The following is a 14,835-nucleotide window of genomic DNA, read 5'->3' on the forward strand; positions in this document are numbered from 1 at the left end:
GGGCTCAGCGGGTGCGGTGGTAGTACTCGTTGCTCGACGCCAGCTCGAGCGCCAAGGCGATGTCGCCCTTCGCCTTGATGATCCCGGCCCAGTAGGTCTGCCCGGCGGGGTCGGGGTTGCGGTGCAGGAAGTGCAGGTACAGGGCGGTGACGCGCTGCCGGCGTGATCCCTCCGACTGGTAGACGGTCCGACCCGCCGTGCCCCGGGCAGTGCCGTGCGCGAGCTGGGTGGTCAGCGCGCTCCGCTCTGCCGTGGTGGGCTGGCGGTCGAGCAGGGCCTGGTAGGTGGCGTCGACGAACCCGGCGTTCGTGCTGCCGGCGTGGGTGAAGAACTCGTTCGACCCGATCAGCGAGCTGACGAGCGACGACTCGGTGAGCCCCGTGCGCAGCTTCCCGATCCAGTACGTGCGGCCGGCCGCGTCGGGGCTGCGGCCCAGGATCTGCTCGTAGCGCTGGTCCACCTCGTGGCCGAGGTACTCGTTCGAGGTCGCCAGCTTGGTGGTGAACGCCCGCCGCGTGAGCGTGCCGTTCGCCAGCTTGGTGTGGTTGCTGGAGAGCTCGGCGCTGGTGGGCGGCCGGCCCAGGAAGTCCTGGTACGACCGCGTGATGAACGGGTCGAGCCCGGTGGCCGGCGGCGCGCTGATCGAGATGGCGGCGTCGACCGTGGTCACCCCGTGCACGTCGGGCGACGCGGCCTCGGAGTGGACCACCCCGGCGCCGGCCACCGTGCCCCTCACGCCGACGCGCAGCGTGTAGCTGTCGCCGGGCACGGCATCGGTGCTGGGCACGAAGAAGTCGGACGGGAGCGGGTCGGCGTCGAGGTCCCAGCCGGCTCCTTCGCCGAGCTCGTTCTGAACGCCCACCGTGGCCAGCGGGTCGCCCGGCTCCTGCTCGATGTCCGACGTGTCGGGGATGTGGTCGGGCGGGTAGTCGATGGTGATGTCCTGCGACCCGTTGAGGCCGATCCAGACCTGGTTCACCTTCGAGCTGTGGACGGAGTCGCCGTCGCAGCAGTCGGTCAGGCGGGACTCGACGACGAGCCAGCTGTTGCCGCTGTCGTCGCTCAGGACCGCCGTGTAGATGCCCAGGTCGGGCTCGCCGCCGGGCGTTCCGGTGTCACCGGAGAGGTCGGACCAGAACGGGGCGATCACGTTGTTCGGCGGGGCCGAGTCGGGGAACCCCTGCGGCGGGCAGCACACGTCGTCGGCCGAGGTGGCCGGCCCGACCACCAGGTAGCCGTTGGAGTTGACGTTGACCTGGTCGTAGCTCTGGCCGTTGTAGAGGAACGAGCCGAAGCCGGTGTACTGGAGGAAGTCCTCGTCGCCGATGGGATCGGGGCTGTCGACGAAGTCGCCGGCCAGCTCGAGGTAGCCGTCGAAGCCGTCCTGCGGGTCCAGGGCAGGCACGCCGGGTTGGCGCCCGGCCAGCTCGACGCCGTCGGCCTGGGCCGAGGTGGCGGTGTGGGTGGCGCCGTCGCCCGTGGCCGAGGTGACCTGGAGCTTGTCGTTGACGGTGGTGTGCACGTCGGCGGTGGTGGGGGCGAAGGCGTCGTTGCGGACGGTGACGTCGCAGCTCGTGGATGCCCCTGAGACGATGGTGGCCGAGGCGCAGGTGCTGGTGGCGCTGAGCGATCCCTGGGTGGGGATGAACGCCACGGGCAGGTGCAGAGCGGTGCGCCCGGCGGCGGCCAGGGTGAGCTGGCCGAAGCGCTGGACGCCGTCGTGGGCCGCGGAGCTGATGGTGATCTGCACCGACTTGCTCTGGCCGGCGGCCACCGTGAAGCTGGTGGGCGACACGGTGATGGAGCTGTCGGCGGGGGCGGACGCCGCCACTTGGTAGGTGGCGGAGCCGGTGCCCACGTTGGTGAACGTGCGGGTGGTCGTCTCTCGCCCGGGCATGATCGGCGCGTCGATCGACGGGATGTTGAGGTCGATCGTGTCCTTGCCGCCGGTGAGGTCGCGGAACTGCTGGGCCGACTCGTCGAGGGTCAGGCCGGGGGCGCTGGCCTTGGCGATGTCGATGCGGCCCGCACCCATGTCGAACGGATCGGCCGGCGTGGTCTCGTCTTCCTTGACCACCGCGGTGGTGGCCGTGGTCATGAGGGCGGACTTGATCTGGCCGGGCGCCCAGTCGGGGTGGGCCGCCTTCAGCAGGATGGCCGCGCCCGCCACGTGCGGGCCCGACATCGAGGTGCCGGCGATGGCCTGGTAGTACTCGCCCGCCGGGCCGAGGTCGACGGCGTCGGGGGTGGGGGTCTGGCCGGCGAGGATCGACACGCCGGGTGCGGTGATGTCGGGCTTGATGATCGAGCCGGCGGGGCCGCGAGAGGAGAACGCGGCCATCACGTCGCCCTGGCCGGTGGTCTTCTGGCCGGGGGTGAACGTGGCCGTGACCGGTCCGTGGTCGTCGATGAACTGCACGAGGTCGGTGCCGTCGGCGACGTGCACGGCGGGCAGCCAGTGGTTGTCGGTCTCGATGTCGGCCAGCTCGGGGTTGTAGAGGATCATCCCGGACGCGCCGCCCTGGTGGACGTTGTAGCCCTTCTCGATGCGGGCGTTGCCGCCGCGCTCGCACAGCACGATCTTGCCGGCGAACTCGGTGTCGGAGCTGGGCTCCTGGTCGCACAGCGAGCTGCTGTACGGGGCGTCGGCCGCCATGACCACAGGGGTGGGCGTGTCGATGCCGGCCGTGATCGAGGCGCCAGAGAACTGGGCGGTGGAGCTGTCGGCGCCGGTGAGCGTGATGGTGGACTCGAAGGCACGGGACTGGGTGGAGGCGGCCACGGAGGTGACCCACGGGGAGAGGTGGTTGGCCGTGGACGCTGCGGGCCCGTCGTTGCCGGCCGAGGCGGCGACGAAGATGCCGGCGTCGTACGCGTCGAGGAACGCCAGCTCCACGGGGTCGGTCAGGGGGTCGGTGCCGCCGCTGATGGAGAAGTTGATGACGTCGGCGCCGTCGACGATGGCCTGGCCGACCGCTTCGGCGGAGTCGCTGGCGAAGCAGGTGACCTGGCCGCAGACCTTGTACTCGATGACCTGCGCGCCGGGGGCGAGGCCGGAGATCTGGCCGCGGTCGACGCCGAGGGGATCGGCGTGGTCGACGATGTCGCCGGCCGAGGTGGTGGACGTGTGGGTGCCGTGGCCGTCGCTGTCGCGGGCGGTGCTGCCGTAGAGCTCGTCGTCGAGGCCGATCGCCGCGTCGTACGTGTTGAGGAAGCCCTCGCCGCCGACGAGCTTGTTGTTGCACTCGAAGGGATCGCTGCCGGGGGTGATCGGGTTGTCGCCGAAGTCGCAGGCCAGCTCCGCGCCGCCGGGCGCCGTGGGGCGGGCGGGGAGGTCGGGGTTGGCGGCGAACGACGGGTGCTCGGGCCAGACGCCCGAGTCGAGGTCTGCGAAGAGGACGCCGGCGCCGGCTGTGGCCTGGCCGCCCAGCTGGTTCCACACGGGCGGAGCGTCGACGAACGCCGGACTGGAATCGGTGAGCTCGTGGTTTCGGGCGTCGACCTGCACGGCCACCACGCCCGGGACCTTGAGCAGGGCCTTGGCCTGGTCGGCGGGAACGACCATGGCGACGCCGCCGTAGACCACGCGCAGGCTGGAGCCGATCTTGGCGTCGGGCACGGCGCGCTTCACGGCCGCGTTGATCCCGGCCTCGGTGCGGGCGACGACCCGCGCGTAGGTGCCGGTGGTGGTGTCGCTCTGGGTGAGGGCCCGGCCGGTGGCCGAGGGCGCCGTGGCGGGGGCGACACCGGCCTCGCCCTGGAAGGTGGCGATGGAGTCGTAGTCGTACTTGACCACCACGGGCACCGGCTTGGCGTCGGTGCGGGCGAGCAGCGTCAGGTCGGACTTGGCCAGGCGGCTGGTCGACGACTTGGCGACCGTGCGCCGGCCCGAGGCCGTGAGCGGCGCGCCCGTCAGCCCCGTCCGATCGGCCTTGTCGGGCTGCTGGGCGGCCTTCGCCGAGGCGGGAGCGGCGAACGCGCCGAAGCTCAGGAGGCCGGTGATGCAGACGGCCGCGGCCGTCCTGGATCGGGTCAGGTGCACGAACTTCCTCGTTCCATCGTTCGCCGACGGATCGGCGGGGGCAACTACGGCGTGATCGAAGCGGCCGACCATAGCGATGGCATGGAGGGAGTACTGGGGATCGTCCCGCACGATCGTGGCCCCGCTACCCCGTTTCGGCGGGCTCCAACCCCGAGCGTGCCAAGGTGCCGCGCTTCCTCGGCCTGGGTCATTCGATCTCCGTGCCGTCGGGTCGGTGGACGTGGAGGCGGCCGCGCTGGTCTCGACGGACGGTGAAGCCGTGTTCCTTGAGCCGGTTGTGCCGCCCGCACTCGGGTGCCCCGTTGCCGGGGTTGGTTCTGCCGCCTTGTCGTCTCGGTGTGAGGTGGTCGCTCTGGCAGTGGGTGACGGTGGTGGTGCAGCCGGGCCAGTAGCAGGTGGTGGCGGAGAGCCGGACGGCGTGTTGGAGGGGTCCGGTGAACAGCGTGAGGGCGCTGAGGTCGAGCACGACGCTGTTCGCTCCGATGACGGCGCGGCGGAACCGGCCGACCAGCGCGTTGGCGACGGCTTCGGTGGGGTCGACGGGGTGCCCGTCGAGGGTCTCGCACCGGAACCGCGGCCGACCGCCGGTCTGGTGCGGGCCGGGCTCGCCGGACGGGTCGTCGTCGGGGAGGGGGCCGAGGTCGATGTCGTCGCGGGGTTCGGTGTCGTGGCCGGCGATGCGGCGCAGCTCGCGTTCGAACGTGGCCTGGTCGATGACGATGGTGGTGTCGATCGGGGCTCCGCCCGGTGCGGTGGCGAACGCATCTGCGGCGAGGTGGAAGATCCGCTTCACGGCATCAGCACGGCGCTGCGCGTCGGTGCGGGCCAGGTGCGCCACCGTGGTGGCTTCGCCGTGGAGGGCACGGGCTTCGGTCCAGTCGGCCTGGAACTCGGCTTCGATGAACGCGCAATGGATCGAGTGGAGCTGCGCCCCATCGAGGCCACCGAAGCCGCCCAGCAGGTCCCAGCCGCCGTCGAACTCATCGACGAACCGGGCATCACGGTTCTCGTGACGTCGCCGGGCACGATCCGCGGTCCCGTCCTCGTCGACCTGGCGCACCCAGTTCGTCAACCGCCGGTCGAACTCGTCGTAGGGCAGCCGCGCCGCCAGCACCGCCAGCTGCGCATCCAACGCGATGAACCGCTCCCGCACCCGCGGGTTGGCGTGCACCAGCGCCACCCGATCCACCTGGCACGCCCCGATCGTCCCCACCGCCAACCCAGCCGCCACCGACGGCAGGTCGGCCAGGGCCCGGGCGGTGCGGCCCCGCCGCTTCGCCGTGCGCGGCGCCAGCTGTCCGGCGTGGCCGACCATCACCGCCGCCGACGCGTGCCCATCAGGCCGGTGCAGCTCGCCCGCATCGATCGCCGCCACCACCCCGACCTGCACCGCATGCACCCGGCGCGACAGCTGCTCCACCTGCCGGATCAGCTCCAGCGCCCCGGTCACGTCGTCCGGCGACAGATCGAGCGATGTCAGCTCGTCGAGGGCCGCGTGCAGCCGCGCCAGCACGCTGCTCGCACGGGGATCAGAGATGGAGACCACGCGTCGAACCATACGAAGGGGGTATGACGGTGAACCCCTCTCTGTCCGTTTTGTTCCCTTTCGAGTGGCGAACGTCACGGGGGCGTCGGCGGTCACGCCCGGGCGGCGGCCTGATCGATCAGCGGGCCCGTGCGGTGAGGCGGATCGTGAAGCCGTCGTCGCGCTTGCGCAAGGCCACCTCGTCGCAGAGCTGGTTGGCGATCCAGAGGCCCAGCCCGCCCTCGCCCGGCAGGCGGGGCACCGGGGCCAGGCCCACGGTGGGGTCGACGGGGCCGGTACCGCCGTCGGCGACGGTGACGACGATCCGGTCGGGCTCGGTCCACGCCCGCACCTCCACCGGCGGGCGCCCGTGGACCACGGCGTTGGTGACCACCTCGCTGACGGCGATGATGAGCCCGTCGAGGCGCTCGCCTTCGACCCGTCCCCCCGCCGCGGCGTGGTCGACGGCGTGGCGGGCCTGCGCGGGGCGCGGGTCGATCAGGTCGGCGACGGGGCGGTGGGCCTGGAGCGGGTCGTCCTCGAAGTCCATGTGGGCCTCGAGGAACGCGGCGGGGTCCTCGAAGCGGTCGTTCTCGGCGTGGGCGTGCGGCGTGGCGAGGTGGGTGTGGGTGCGTCGGGCGTCGTCGAGCACGTGGGCCGGGCTGGTCCGGGTGTCGAAGACGCACATGCCCCACAGGGGGAACGAGGCGAACGCCTGGTTGCTGTAGGCCTCGTAGCGGGCCCACGGCTGCCAGGCACCCGGCGGCTCCGGCACCGGGATGTTCCCCAGCACGCGGATCTGGGTGGCGCCCTCGGCGACGAGCTGCTCGAAGCGCGTCAGGAACGACTGGATGGCCAGCGCGGGTCGGTCCGGCCGTCCGGCGGCGGGCACCACCTCGATGCCCTCGGTGGGGCCGAGCGCCGCGGTGATCAGCGCGGTGCGCTCCTCGTCGAGGGCGAGGATCGTCGGCTGACCGGCGCGGGCCCCGTCGGTGAGGAAGGGGACCGCCACCGCGAGCAGCTCCTCGTCGGTGTCGTACAGGACCGCCGAGTGGCAGAAGCCGTGCGGGGCCACCCCGGTCGCGGCGGTCACGTGGGCACCCGCTCGCGGCGGTGGGCCGCGGAGCAGGGGCGATCGAGGTCGACGAGCAGGGACGTGGTCACCAGCGATCCCTCCAGGTCCGGGGCAGCCGGGAGGTCGGTACCCACTCCCGGACCCGCTCAACCGCGCCGGGTCAGATGGATCCGGTGGCCTCGGACTCGGGCGCAGGATCGTCGCAGGACCACGTGCGGGGGTGGTCGCCCCGCGCCTCGGCCAGGAGGCGGGCCAAGCCCGGCCGCGCCGCGTCGGCCCACAGCTGGTGGCCGGTGCGGTTGGGGTGGAACAGGTCCTCGCCGAACACGCCGCGGTCGCGGAAGCCCACGTCGGAGGCGGTGACGTCGAGCAGGATGGCGCGGTCGTGCCGGCCCACCACCTGCTCGATGCGGCGGCTGATCGAGATGCTCCGCTGGCGCAGCACCGAGCTGAGCGGCTGCGGCACCCGGACGACGTTGCCGAGGTCTCCGACGTTGCCGACGCCGATCGCGCTGGTGCCCTGCAGGAGCGTGGTGATCAGCTCGTCGAGGCCATCGGCGAAGGCGCGGACGTTGGTGCCGTGGATGGCGTCGTTGGAGCCGGCCGCCACCACCACCACGTCGGGCTCGAGCTCGAGGGCGTGGTCGGCGGCGGCCCGCACCTGGGCGAGGCGCGACCCGCCCACCGCGAGCGACACGAGGTCGACGGGGTACGGCAGCGCCAGGTCGGCGAGCGCCACGCGCAGCCAGATCTCCTCGGGGCCGGCGAGCCCCGGCCCGGTGAGCGTGCTGTCGCCGAGGGCGACGACGCGGAGGACGGGGCCGTCGGCCGTGCCCGGGATCCAGCCCGACGCGTCGAGCCCGATGAGCGAAGGGAGCTTGCGGTGAGCGGTCCAGAGCACCTGGCCCCCGAGCGTGGCGACGCTGCCCGCGACGAGTGCGGTGCCCGCACCGAGCACCGCACCCCTGGCCGAGGGGCGGAGGGGGAGGTGGGGAAGGTGAGGGAGACCCACGCGCAGCTGCACGAAGTCGCAGGCTAGGGGCGACGTGCCCGTTTCCGACCTGTGCGGAGGGTTTCGGCGTCAGCGCAGCGCGGAGCGGGCGAGCAGGTCGACCAGCGGTGCCCGCAGGGCCGGCAGCGCGTCGAGGTCGCCGGCGACGAGCGGCGCGGTGACGAGCGCGCTGGTGGCGGCGACGAGCGCCTGGCACGCGAAGCGCCCCGGCTCGGTGGTCACGTCGAGCAGGGCGGCGATGGCATCGGCGATGGTGGCCTGCAGCGCCACCCTCCGGGCGATGGCCTCGGGGCCGGCGGCGTACACCTCCACGAGGAACAGCCGGGCGAAGGCGGGCTGCGCCGCGAGGCCGGCGAGGTAGGTGCCGAGGAGCTCGTCGAAGCGGGCGAGGCGCGCCGCGTCGCCGAGCGGGGGGTCGGTGCCGGCGACCGGGCCGAGCGGTCCGGTGAGCGGGGCGAACAGGAGGTCGGCGGCGGCGTCGAACGCGGCCAGGAAGCAGTCGAGCTTGGAGTCGAACTGCTGGTAGAAGGTCTCCCGCGAGACGCCGGCCCGGGTGATCACGTCCGCCACCGAGGTGCCCACGTAGCCCTGTTCGGCCATGGCCTCGGCCAGTGCCAGCATCAGCCGGTCGCGCTGGGACCGCCGGACCTCGTCGCGGCTCAGGCCGTGGCGGCCGCGGGGGAGGCGCCCGGGAGCGTCGACGGTCACGGGCACGAGTCGGGCGGCGCCTTGCCCGCCAGGCGGTCGTTCATCCACGCGGCGGCCTTCGGCGCCGCGGCAGGGACGATGCCGCCGTGGTCGGCGCCGGGGACGATCAGCAGGTCGGTGACCTGGCCCAGCTTGCACACCCGGGCGAAGAAGTCCTTGGTCCGCTGCACGTTCACCCGCTCGTCGCTGGTGCCCTGCGCCAGGAACAGCGGTGAGGGCGTGGCCACCAGGCCGGGCTGGTTCTGCTGCAGGTCGCTCTTGGCCGGCTCGGTCTTCAGCGGGTCGTGGGCGTAGAACTCGTCGGCGGGGATGGCGGCCATCGCCGGGATGATCTGATCGAGGCACCCGGTCTCGAACACCTTCGACGCCGCCTGGAGCGCGGTTCCGGCGTAGTCGTCGAAGTGGATGTCGGGGTGCTCGCTCGACGCGCCGTAGAGCATCATCACGCCGACGATGCGCGAGACGACCTCGTCGGCGGGCCCGTAGGTCTTGGTGAGCTCGGTTGCCGGCGCCATCGACACCGTGCCGAGCAGGTCCAGCTCGGGCGCGTACGACGCGGCCCGCTCGCCGGCGAAGAGCGCGCCGTGGCCGCCCTGCGAGTGGCCGATCGAGAACCACCGCGCGCCGGCGTGGGCGTCGGGGAGGTTGCGGGCGGCGCGCACCGCATCGATCACGCTGTCGCCCTCGCTCGGGCCGGACAGGTACGGGTGGATCTCGCCGACGGGCCCCAGCCCGATGTAGTCGGTGACGGCGTGGACGCCCTCCACCCCCCAGTCGCCGGGGGTGGCGCCGTTGCGGCTGAGGGCGCACTGCGGGGCCAGCCCGACGGTGCCGTTGGCCAACGAGGTGACCGGCCACCCGTCCTTCGGTGCCGGGGTGGTGGGGTAGCTGATGAGCCCGGTGACGGCCCGGTCGGCCCCGGCCGCGTCGCGGGAGTGGTACATCACCCGGACGGTCTGCACGTCGCCCTTCTCGCCCAGGTCCTGCACCCGGATCAGCTGGCCGGGCGCGCCCTTCGGCAACGGATCAGGGACCTCGTAGAACCCCTCGGTCGTGCCCTCGTAGGCCTCGGGCGCCGGTGCGGTGGTCGTGGTGGAGCGGCCTGTCGACGCCGACCCGTCGGACCCGGCCGAGCTGGAGCACCCGGCGCAGACGGCCGCGAGCGAGGCGAGGACCAGGGCCGCGGCGGCACCGCGGCGGCGCCGCGAGGGCGAGGAGATGCGCATGCGGCGACCCTACGGCATCAGCGAACAGCAGTGTTCGTGGATCGGACGGCCCCGGGACCGTGTCATCGATCGGTGTCGTGGTCGCCGGATGCGCCATGCTGGTGGGGATCCACCGCTGCAGGCCGGCTCGGCGGCCTCGAAGGAGCAGACGTCATGAAGCAGTTCCAGGGCCGTGTCGCCGCCATCACCGGAGCCGGCTCGGGCATCGGTCGGGCGCTCGCCATCGACCTGGCCGGGCGCGGGGCCCACCTCGCCCTGTCCGACATCGACGAGGCCGGCCTCGCCGAGACGGTGGGCCGGTGCGAGGGCGCGGGCGTGAAGGTCACGTCGCAGCGCCTCGACGTGGCCGACCGCGAGGCGGTGTTCGCCTGGGCCGACCGCGCGGTCGACGAGCACGGCCAGGTCAACCTGATCTTCAACAACGCCGGGGTGGCGCTCGGCGGCACCGTCGAGTCGCAGTCGATCGAAGACTTCGAGTGGCTGATGGGGGTCAACTTCTGGGGCGTGGTCCACGGCACCCAGGCCTTCCTGCCCAAGCTCAAGGCGTCGGGCGAGGGTCACGTCATCAACATCTCCAGCGTCTTCGGCCTGGTGAGCATCCCGTCGCAGTCGGCCTACAACGCCGCCAAGTTCGGGGTGCGGGGCTTCACCGACGCCCTGCGGATGGAGCTCGAGATCGAGGGGGCGTGCGTCTCGTCCACCACGATCCACCCCGGTGGCATCAAGACCAACATCGCTCGCAACGCCCGCATCGACGACAGCGTGAAGGTGTTCGGCGCCAGCTCGGGCGACACCGCCGCCGACTTCGACAAGCTGGCGAAGACCACGCCCGCCAAGGCGGCCCAGCAGATCCTGGCCGCCGTCGAGCAGAACCGGCGCCGGGCCCTGATCGGACCCGACGCCAAGCTCTTCGACCTGGCCTCGCGGCTGCCCGCCGGCGTGTACCAGCGGGCCCTCGTGTTCGGGGCCAAGCGCCGCCGCTGAGCCCACCGGCCGCGGCGGGCCGCCGGTCAGGCGGCTTCGGGGGCGCCCAGCCACGTCACCAGGGTGACGACGACGGCCACCACCACGATCACGCGGGTCGCGGCCACGCACCAGGCGGGGAAGCGGAGCACCGCGTCGTCGGTGGTGCGGCCGAGGCGGACGAGGTCGGCCGCGGCGACGGCGGCGACGGGGTGCACGAGGCCGAACACGGCCAGGGCGGCCACGCTGCCGCGCACGGCGCGGTGGCGGCTGCCGATGAGGGTCTCGCCCACGAGGGCGGCCCACACGAGGGCGATGACGAAGCCGCCGCCGAGGTAGCAGAGCAAGAGGGTGGTCTGGTCGAGGGTCATGGGGTCCTTCGGTTGGTTGCGCCGCGCGCGCGGGAGCGCAGCAGGCGGCGAGGAGCAGAGGTGGGGCGCGCCCGGGTGCGGGCGCGCCGGCAGGGCGAGCGGGTGCTCGAGCCCCGTTGGGTCAGGCGGGCAGGGCGGCGGGTGGCGCGCGGCCGCGCCACGGCCCGGTGGGCCGGCGCCGCACCACCACGGTCCCCGCGGGGGCCGGTGTGCGGCGCCCGATCAGCAGCGCGGCCAGGGCGGCGAACGCCGCGCCCAGCACCCAGGTGGGCGTGCGCACCTTGCTCGACCCGTCGTCGGGGCCGGCATGGGTGGCGGTGAGGCGGTCGAGCGAGGCGGGACCGCGGCCGAGGCGGCCCGAGGGCGACCCGCCCGCAGCGGACGAGCGGTCGGGGCCGCTCGTGGGGGAGGGCTGGCCGTGGACCGCCAGCACCGCCACCAGCGCGAGCGCCAGCACGGCGATCCACAGGGAGAGCCGACGGACGTGGACCATGGCGGTCGAGCGTACGGCACGACCCCCAGTGGGTTCGTTCCCGGAGCGGTCGGGTACTGGGCCCGCATGGATGCCATCACGATGCTCAAGCAGGACCACCAGGCCGTCGAGGACCTCTTCAAGCAGTTCGAACGGGCGGGCGCCAACGCCCACGTCACCCGGCGCAACCTCGTCGACCGCATGATCCAGGAGCTCTCGGTGCACGCCGCCATCGAGGAGCAGATCTTCTACCCGGTCACGCGCGAGACGGTGCCGGCGGTCGAGGACCAGGCGCTCGAGGGGCTCGAGGAGCACCACCTGTTCAAGCTCCTCCTCGACGAGCTCGACGGGATGGACCCGACCGAGGAGCGGTTCGCCGCCAAGGTGACCGTGCTCATGGAGAACGTCCGCCACCACCAGGACGAGGAGGAGGCCGACTACTTCCCGAAGGTCCGCGAGGAGCTGGGTCGCAACGCGCTCAACGAGATCGGCGACGCCATGGACGAGGTGAAGGCGTCGGTGCCGACGCACCCGCACCCCTACGCGCCCGACACCCCTCCCGCCAACGTGGTCGTCGGCGCCGCGGCCGGTGTGGTCGACCGCGTCGGCGACACCGTGAGCGGCTTGGCCCAGGGCAGCGTCAGCGCCGCGCTCGACCTGGTCGCCCGGGTCCGCGGCACCAAGAAGTCCCAGCCGGCCCCCACCGGCTCGCCCACCGCCAAGAAGGTGGCGGCCGACGTGCGGGCCAAGACGGCCGAAGCCGTCGACAAGGTCGCCGGGGCCAAGGACGAGGCCGAGCGGACCGGCCGGGCCACCACGAAGGCGGCGACCAGCGGGGCCAAGGCCACCGTCACGTCGGCCCGCAAGGCGGCCACCGGCACCGCTCGGTCAGCGGCGACCGGGGCGCAGCGGACCCGCAAGACCGCGGCGACGGGTGCGAAGCAGACGCGATCGACGGCGAAGCGGGCCGCCACCAGCACCAAGCGCGCCGCCGACGCGAAGCGCTGAGGCCGGGCGCCGGGTGCTTCAGCCGGCGGCGGGGTCGGCCAGGTGGCCCGCCACCCGCGCCAGGTGCTCGCGGTAGCGGGCGGCGAACGCCTCGTCGTCGGGCCGCGACCCGGTCATCACCTCGCACACGTCGGGCAGCAGCACCGGGTACAGCGCGGCGCCGAGCAGGGTGAGCAGCAGCAAGGTCGGGTCGAGGTCGGCAGGGAGGCGCCCCGCTCCCTGTTCGGCCTCGATCCAGGCCACGCGGTCGGCGTAGCGGGACCGGCGCTCGCCGAGGGCGGGCAGGTGGGCGTCGGGCTCGGGCTCCTCGAGCGCCTCCCACAGCAGCACCCGCACCCACTCGGGGTCGGTGCGGGCCCGGTCGAAGAACATGGCCAGCGTCTCGGGCACCTGGGCGGTGGCCCCCTGCAGCTCACCGCCGCCCTTGAGGCGCCGCTCCTGCATGACCGACTCGTACAGGCCGCGCTTGCCGCCGAAGTGGTGGGAGATCAGCTGCTTGTTGAGCCCGGCGCGCGTGGCGATGGCCTCGACGCGAGCCCCCGCGTAGCCGTGGGCGGCGAACTCCTTGAGGGCGGCATCGAGGATGCGCTCCCGGCTGCGCTCGGGATTGCGCTCTCGTGTGGACGGGGCCGATCCTCCTGCTATCATCCAAACGGATGATAGCAGAACAGGACGCCGAGCTCGACCCCCACGCCGACCCTCGGCGCTGGTTCACGCTGGCCATCGTGCTCACCGCGGTGCTGATCGCCGCGCTCGACTCCACGGTCCTCAACGTGGCGATCCCCACCATCCTGCGGGAGTTCGACACCACCCTCCCCGCCCTCCAGTGGGTCATCACCGGCTACTCCCTCACCTTCGCCGCCCTGCTCATCATCGGTGGCCGCCTGGGTGACATCTTCGGGGCCCGCCGCATGTTCATCGTGGGCGCGGCCATGTTCGGCGTCGGTTCGCTCATCGCCTCGCTGTCGCACGGCGTCGTCGTGCTGGTGATCGGCGAAGCGATCATCGAGGGCATGGGCGCCTCGCTGATGCTGCCCGCCACCATGGGCATCCTCTCGTCCACCTTCGCCGGGCGCGAGCGGGCCACCGCCTTCGCCGCCTGGGGTGCGGTCATGGGCTCCGCGGTGGCGTTCGGCCCGCTCATCGGCGGGTTCCTCACCACCAACTACTCGTGGCGCTGGGCCTTCCGCATCAACGTGATGGTCGTCCCGTTCGCCATCCTCGGCGCCCTCCTCCTGATGCCCCGCGGCACCCCGTCGACCAAGCGCCGCGAACGCATCGACGTGCCTGGCGCCCTGCTCATCGCCACGGGCATGTTCCTCCTCGTGTTCGCCATCAGCGAGGGCAGCACGTACGGCTGGTTCGAGCCCCACAAGGCGTTCGAGATCGCCGGCCACGAGATCTGGTCGGCCACCGCGCCGATCTCCATCGTGCCGGTCGCCTTCGCCCTGTCGTTCGCCTGCCTCTTCGCCTTCTACAAGGTCCAGCGGTACAAGGAACGGGTCGGGGCCGACCCGCTGTTCGAGTTCAGCAACCTGGCCCGGCCCGGCTTCCGGTGGGGCACGTTCACCCTGATGCTCATGGCGATGGGCCAGGTGTCGTTCCTGTTCGTGATGTCGGTCGTGCTCCAAGACGGCCAGCACCTCTCGGCGGTCGACACCGGCCTCTGGCTGGTCCCGTCGGGGCTGTTCATCGTCGCCGGCTCGCAGATCGGCAACTGGCTGACCCGGCGCATCGGCACCACCAACGTGGTGCGCACCGGCCTGGTCCTCGACGGGTTGGGCCTAAGCGCCGTGTGCATCGCGCTGTCGACCGACATCTCGCTGTGGCAGCTGCTCCCGGGGTTCGCCCTGTTCGGCATGGGCATCGGCTTCGCCGGCTCGCAGCTCAACAACGTGATCCTCGCCGACGTCCCCGCCGATCGGGCCGGCGCGGCCAGCGGCGCCAACACCACCGTCCGCATGATCGGGTCGGCCCTCGGCATCGCCATCGCCAGCTCCCTTCTCAGCACCCAGACCGTCCGCCACGCGGTCGACAACGTCACCGGCGCCGGCCTGCCCGGGGGCGTCACGAGCCAGACGGTCGCCCAGATCCGTTCCAACGGGGTCAGCTTCTCGCCGCGGCCCGGCCTCTCCGGGGGACAGTTCGCCAAGATCACCTCGGCCATGGAGCAGGCCGTCGTGTCCGGCGCCCGCGGCCCGCTGATCTTCGGTGCCATCGCCGTGTTCATCGGCGCCGGCCTGGCCTGGCTCATCCCGCAGGTCGGTCCCCGTGGCAGCCGCCAGGAGGGCGGCGACGACACCCGCTTCGACGACGAGACCGAGCTGGTCATCGCCGAGTCCGAGGCGATGGCGGAGTCCGTCACGGTCCAGTAGCCCGAGGTTCTGTGTGTGGCAGCCCCCGCTCCCGGGTAGGGAGGGGGGTGAAGGGGGG

At 72.7% G+C, this 14,835-nt stretch carries 12 protein-coding genes; 3 read left to right on the forward strand and 9 right to left on the reverse strand.

Features of this window, described 5'->3' with window-relative positions:
• Positions 1-4: 4 nt before the first annotated feature.
• The 6 genes from ACPPVX_RS15785 to ACPPVX_RS15810 form a co-directional block, all read right to left on the reverse strand.
• Entirely contained in the window at positions 5-4,042 is a 4,038-nt protein-coding gene (locus ACPPVX_RS15785; RefSeq protein WP_426571527.1) for a S8 family serine peptidase, read from the reverse strand.
• A 187-nt stretch (positions 4,043-4,229) separates the two neighbouring features.
• Positions 4,230-5,588 carry a DUF222 domain-containing protein gene (locus tag ACPPVX_RS15790; RefSeq protein ID WP_426571528.1) on the reverse strand — a complete coding sequence of 453 codons (1,359 nt, stop codon included), beginning with the start codon at positions 5,586-5,588 and terminating at the stop codon, positions 4,230-4,232.
• A gap of 118 nt (positions 5,589-5,706) precedes the next feature.
• A complete protein-coding gene (locus ACPPVX_RS15795) occupies positions 5,707-6,660 on the reverse strand; it encodes an anti-sigma factor RsbA family regulatory protein (protein WP_426571529.1) in 954 nt (317 codons plus the stop codon).
• 142 nt (positions 6,661-6,802) lie between these two features.
• The gene (locus tag ACPPVX_RS15800) at positions 6,803-7,666 is read right to left on the reverse strand and encodes a GDSL-type esterase/lipase family protein (RefSeq protein ID WP_426571530.1); all 864 of its coding nucleotides are present in this window, start codon (positions 7,664-7,666) and stop codon (positions 6,803-6,805) included.
• Positions 7,667-7,723: 57 nt separating this feature from the next.
• Positions 7,724-8,362 carry a TetR/AcrR family transcriptional regulator gene (locus ACPPVX_RS15805; RefSeq protein WP_426571531.1) on the reverse strand — a complete coding sequence of 213 codons (639 nt, stop codon included), beginning with the start codon at positions 8,360-8,362 and terminating at the stop codon, positions 7,724-7,726.
• Positions 8,359-9,588 (reverse strand): lipase family protein, encoded by a 1,230-nt coding sequence (locus ACPPVX_RS15810; protein WP_426571532.1) that lies wholly within the window; start codon positions 9,586-9,588, stop codon positions 8,359-8,361. Before ACPPVX_RS15810 ends, ACPPVX_RS15805 begins: the two co-directional genes overlap by 4 nt.
• A gap of 153 nt (positions 9,589-9,741) precedes the next feature.
• Between ACPPVX_RS15810 and ACPPVX_RS15815 the strand changes: the two genes are divergently transcribed.
• On the forward strand, positions 9,742-10,572 hold the full coding sequence (locus ACPPVX_RS15815; RefSeq protein ID WP_426571533.1) for an SDR family NAD(P)-dependent oxidoreductase: 831 nt from the start codon (positions 9,742-9,744) through the stop codon (positions 10,570-10,572).
• Between the two features lie 26 nt (positions 10,573-10,598).
• Here the strand turns inward: ACPPVX_RS15815 and ACPPVX_RS15820 are convergent, their stop codons facing one another.
• Together ACPPVX_RS15820 and ACPPVX_RS15825 are read right to left on the reverse strand one after the other, a co-directional pair.
• On the reverse strand, positions 10,599-10,922 hold the full coding sequence (locus ACPPVX_RS15820) for a hypothetical protein (protein ID WP_426571534.1): 324 nt from the start codon (positions 10,920-10,922) through the stop codon (positions 10,599-10,601).
• Positions 10,923-11,043: 121 nt separating this feature from the next.
• Positions 11,044-11,415, reverse strand: a complete 372-nt coding sequence (locus tag ACPPVX_RS15825; protein ID WP_426571535.1) for a hypothetical protein — start codon at positions 11,413-11,415, stop codon at positions 11,044-11,046.
• A gap of 66 nt (positions 11,416-11,481) precedes the next feature.
• On the opposite strand from ACPPVX_RS15825, the gene ACPPVX_RS15830 reads away from it, so the two are divergent.
• Positions 11,482-12,402, forward strand: a complete 921-nt coding sequence (locus ACPPVX_RS15830; RefSeq protein WP_426571536.1) for a hemerythrin domain-containing protein — start codon at positions 11,482-11,484, stop codon at positions 12,400-12,402.
• Positions 12,403-12,420: 18 nt separating this feature from the next.
• Here ACPPVX_RS15830 and ACPPVX_RS15835 read toward each other — a convergent pair whose 3' ends face one another.
• Positions 12,421-13,050 (reverse strand): TetR/AcrR family transcriptional regulator, encoded by a 630-nt coding sequence (locus ACPPVX_RS15835; protein WP_426571537.1) that lies wholly within the window; start codon positions 13,048-13,050, stop codon positions 12,421-12,423.
• Positions 13,051-13,058: 8 nt separating this feature from the next.
• Between ACPPVX_RS15835 and ACPPVX_RS15840 the strand changes: the two genes are divergently transcribed.
• Positions 13,059-14,777 carry an MFS transporter gene (locus ACPPVX_RS15840; RefSeq protein ID WP_426571538.1) on the forward strand — a complete coding sequence of 573 codons (1,719 nt, stop codon included), beginning with the start codon at positions 13,059-13,061 and terminating at the stop codon, positions 14,775-14,777.
• The last annotated feature ends 58 nt before the right edge of the window (positions 14,778-14,835 follow it).

Origin of the sequence: Aquihabitans sp. McL0605 (genome assembly GCF_049993875.1) — a bacterium.
In the GTDB taxonomy this organism is placed as follows: Bacteria; Actinomycetota; Acidimicrobiia; order Acidimicrobiales; family Iamiaceae; genus Aquihabitans.

Coding starts and splice junctions, on each gene's coding strand:
- ACPPVX_RS15810 (WP_426571532.1), bottom strand. CDS start 9,588: ATGCGCATCTCCTCGCCCTCGCGGCGCCGCCGCGGTGCCGCCGCGGCC.
- ACPPVX_RS15815 (WP_426571533.1), top strand. CDS start 9,742: ATGAAGCAGTTCCAGGGCCGTGTCGCCGCCATCACCGGAGCCGGCTCG.
- ACPPVX_RS15820 (WP_426571534.1), bottom strand. CDS start 10,922: ATGACCCTCGACCAGACCACCCTCTTGCTCTGCTACCTCGGCGGCGGC.
- ACPPVX_RS15825 (WP_426571535.1), bottom strand. CDS start 11,415: ATGGTCCACGTCCGTCGGCTCTCCCTGTGGATCGCCGTGCTGGCGCTC.
- ACPPVX_RS15830 (WP_426571536.1), top strand. CDS start 11,482: ATGGATGCCATCACGATGCTCAAGCAGGACCACCAGGCCGTCGAGGAC.
- ACPPVX_RS15835 (WP_426571537.1), bottom strand. CDS start 13,050: ATGATAGCAGGAGGATCGGCCCCGTCCACACGAGAGCGCAATCCCGAG.
- ACPPVX_RS15840 (WP_426571538.1), top strand. CDS start 13,059: ATGATAGCAGAACAGGACGCCGAGCTCGACCCCCACGCCGACCCTCGG.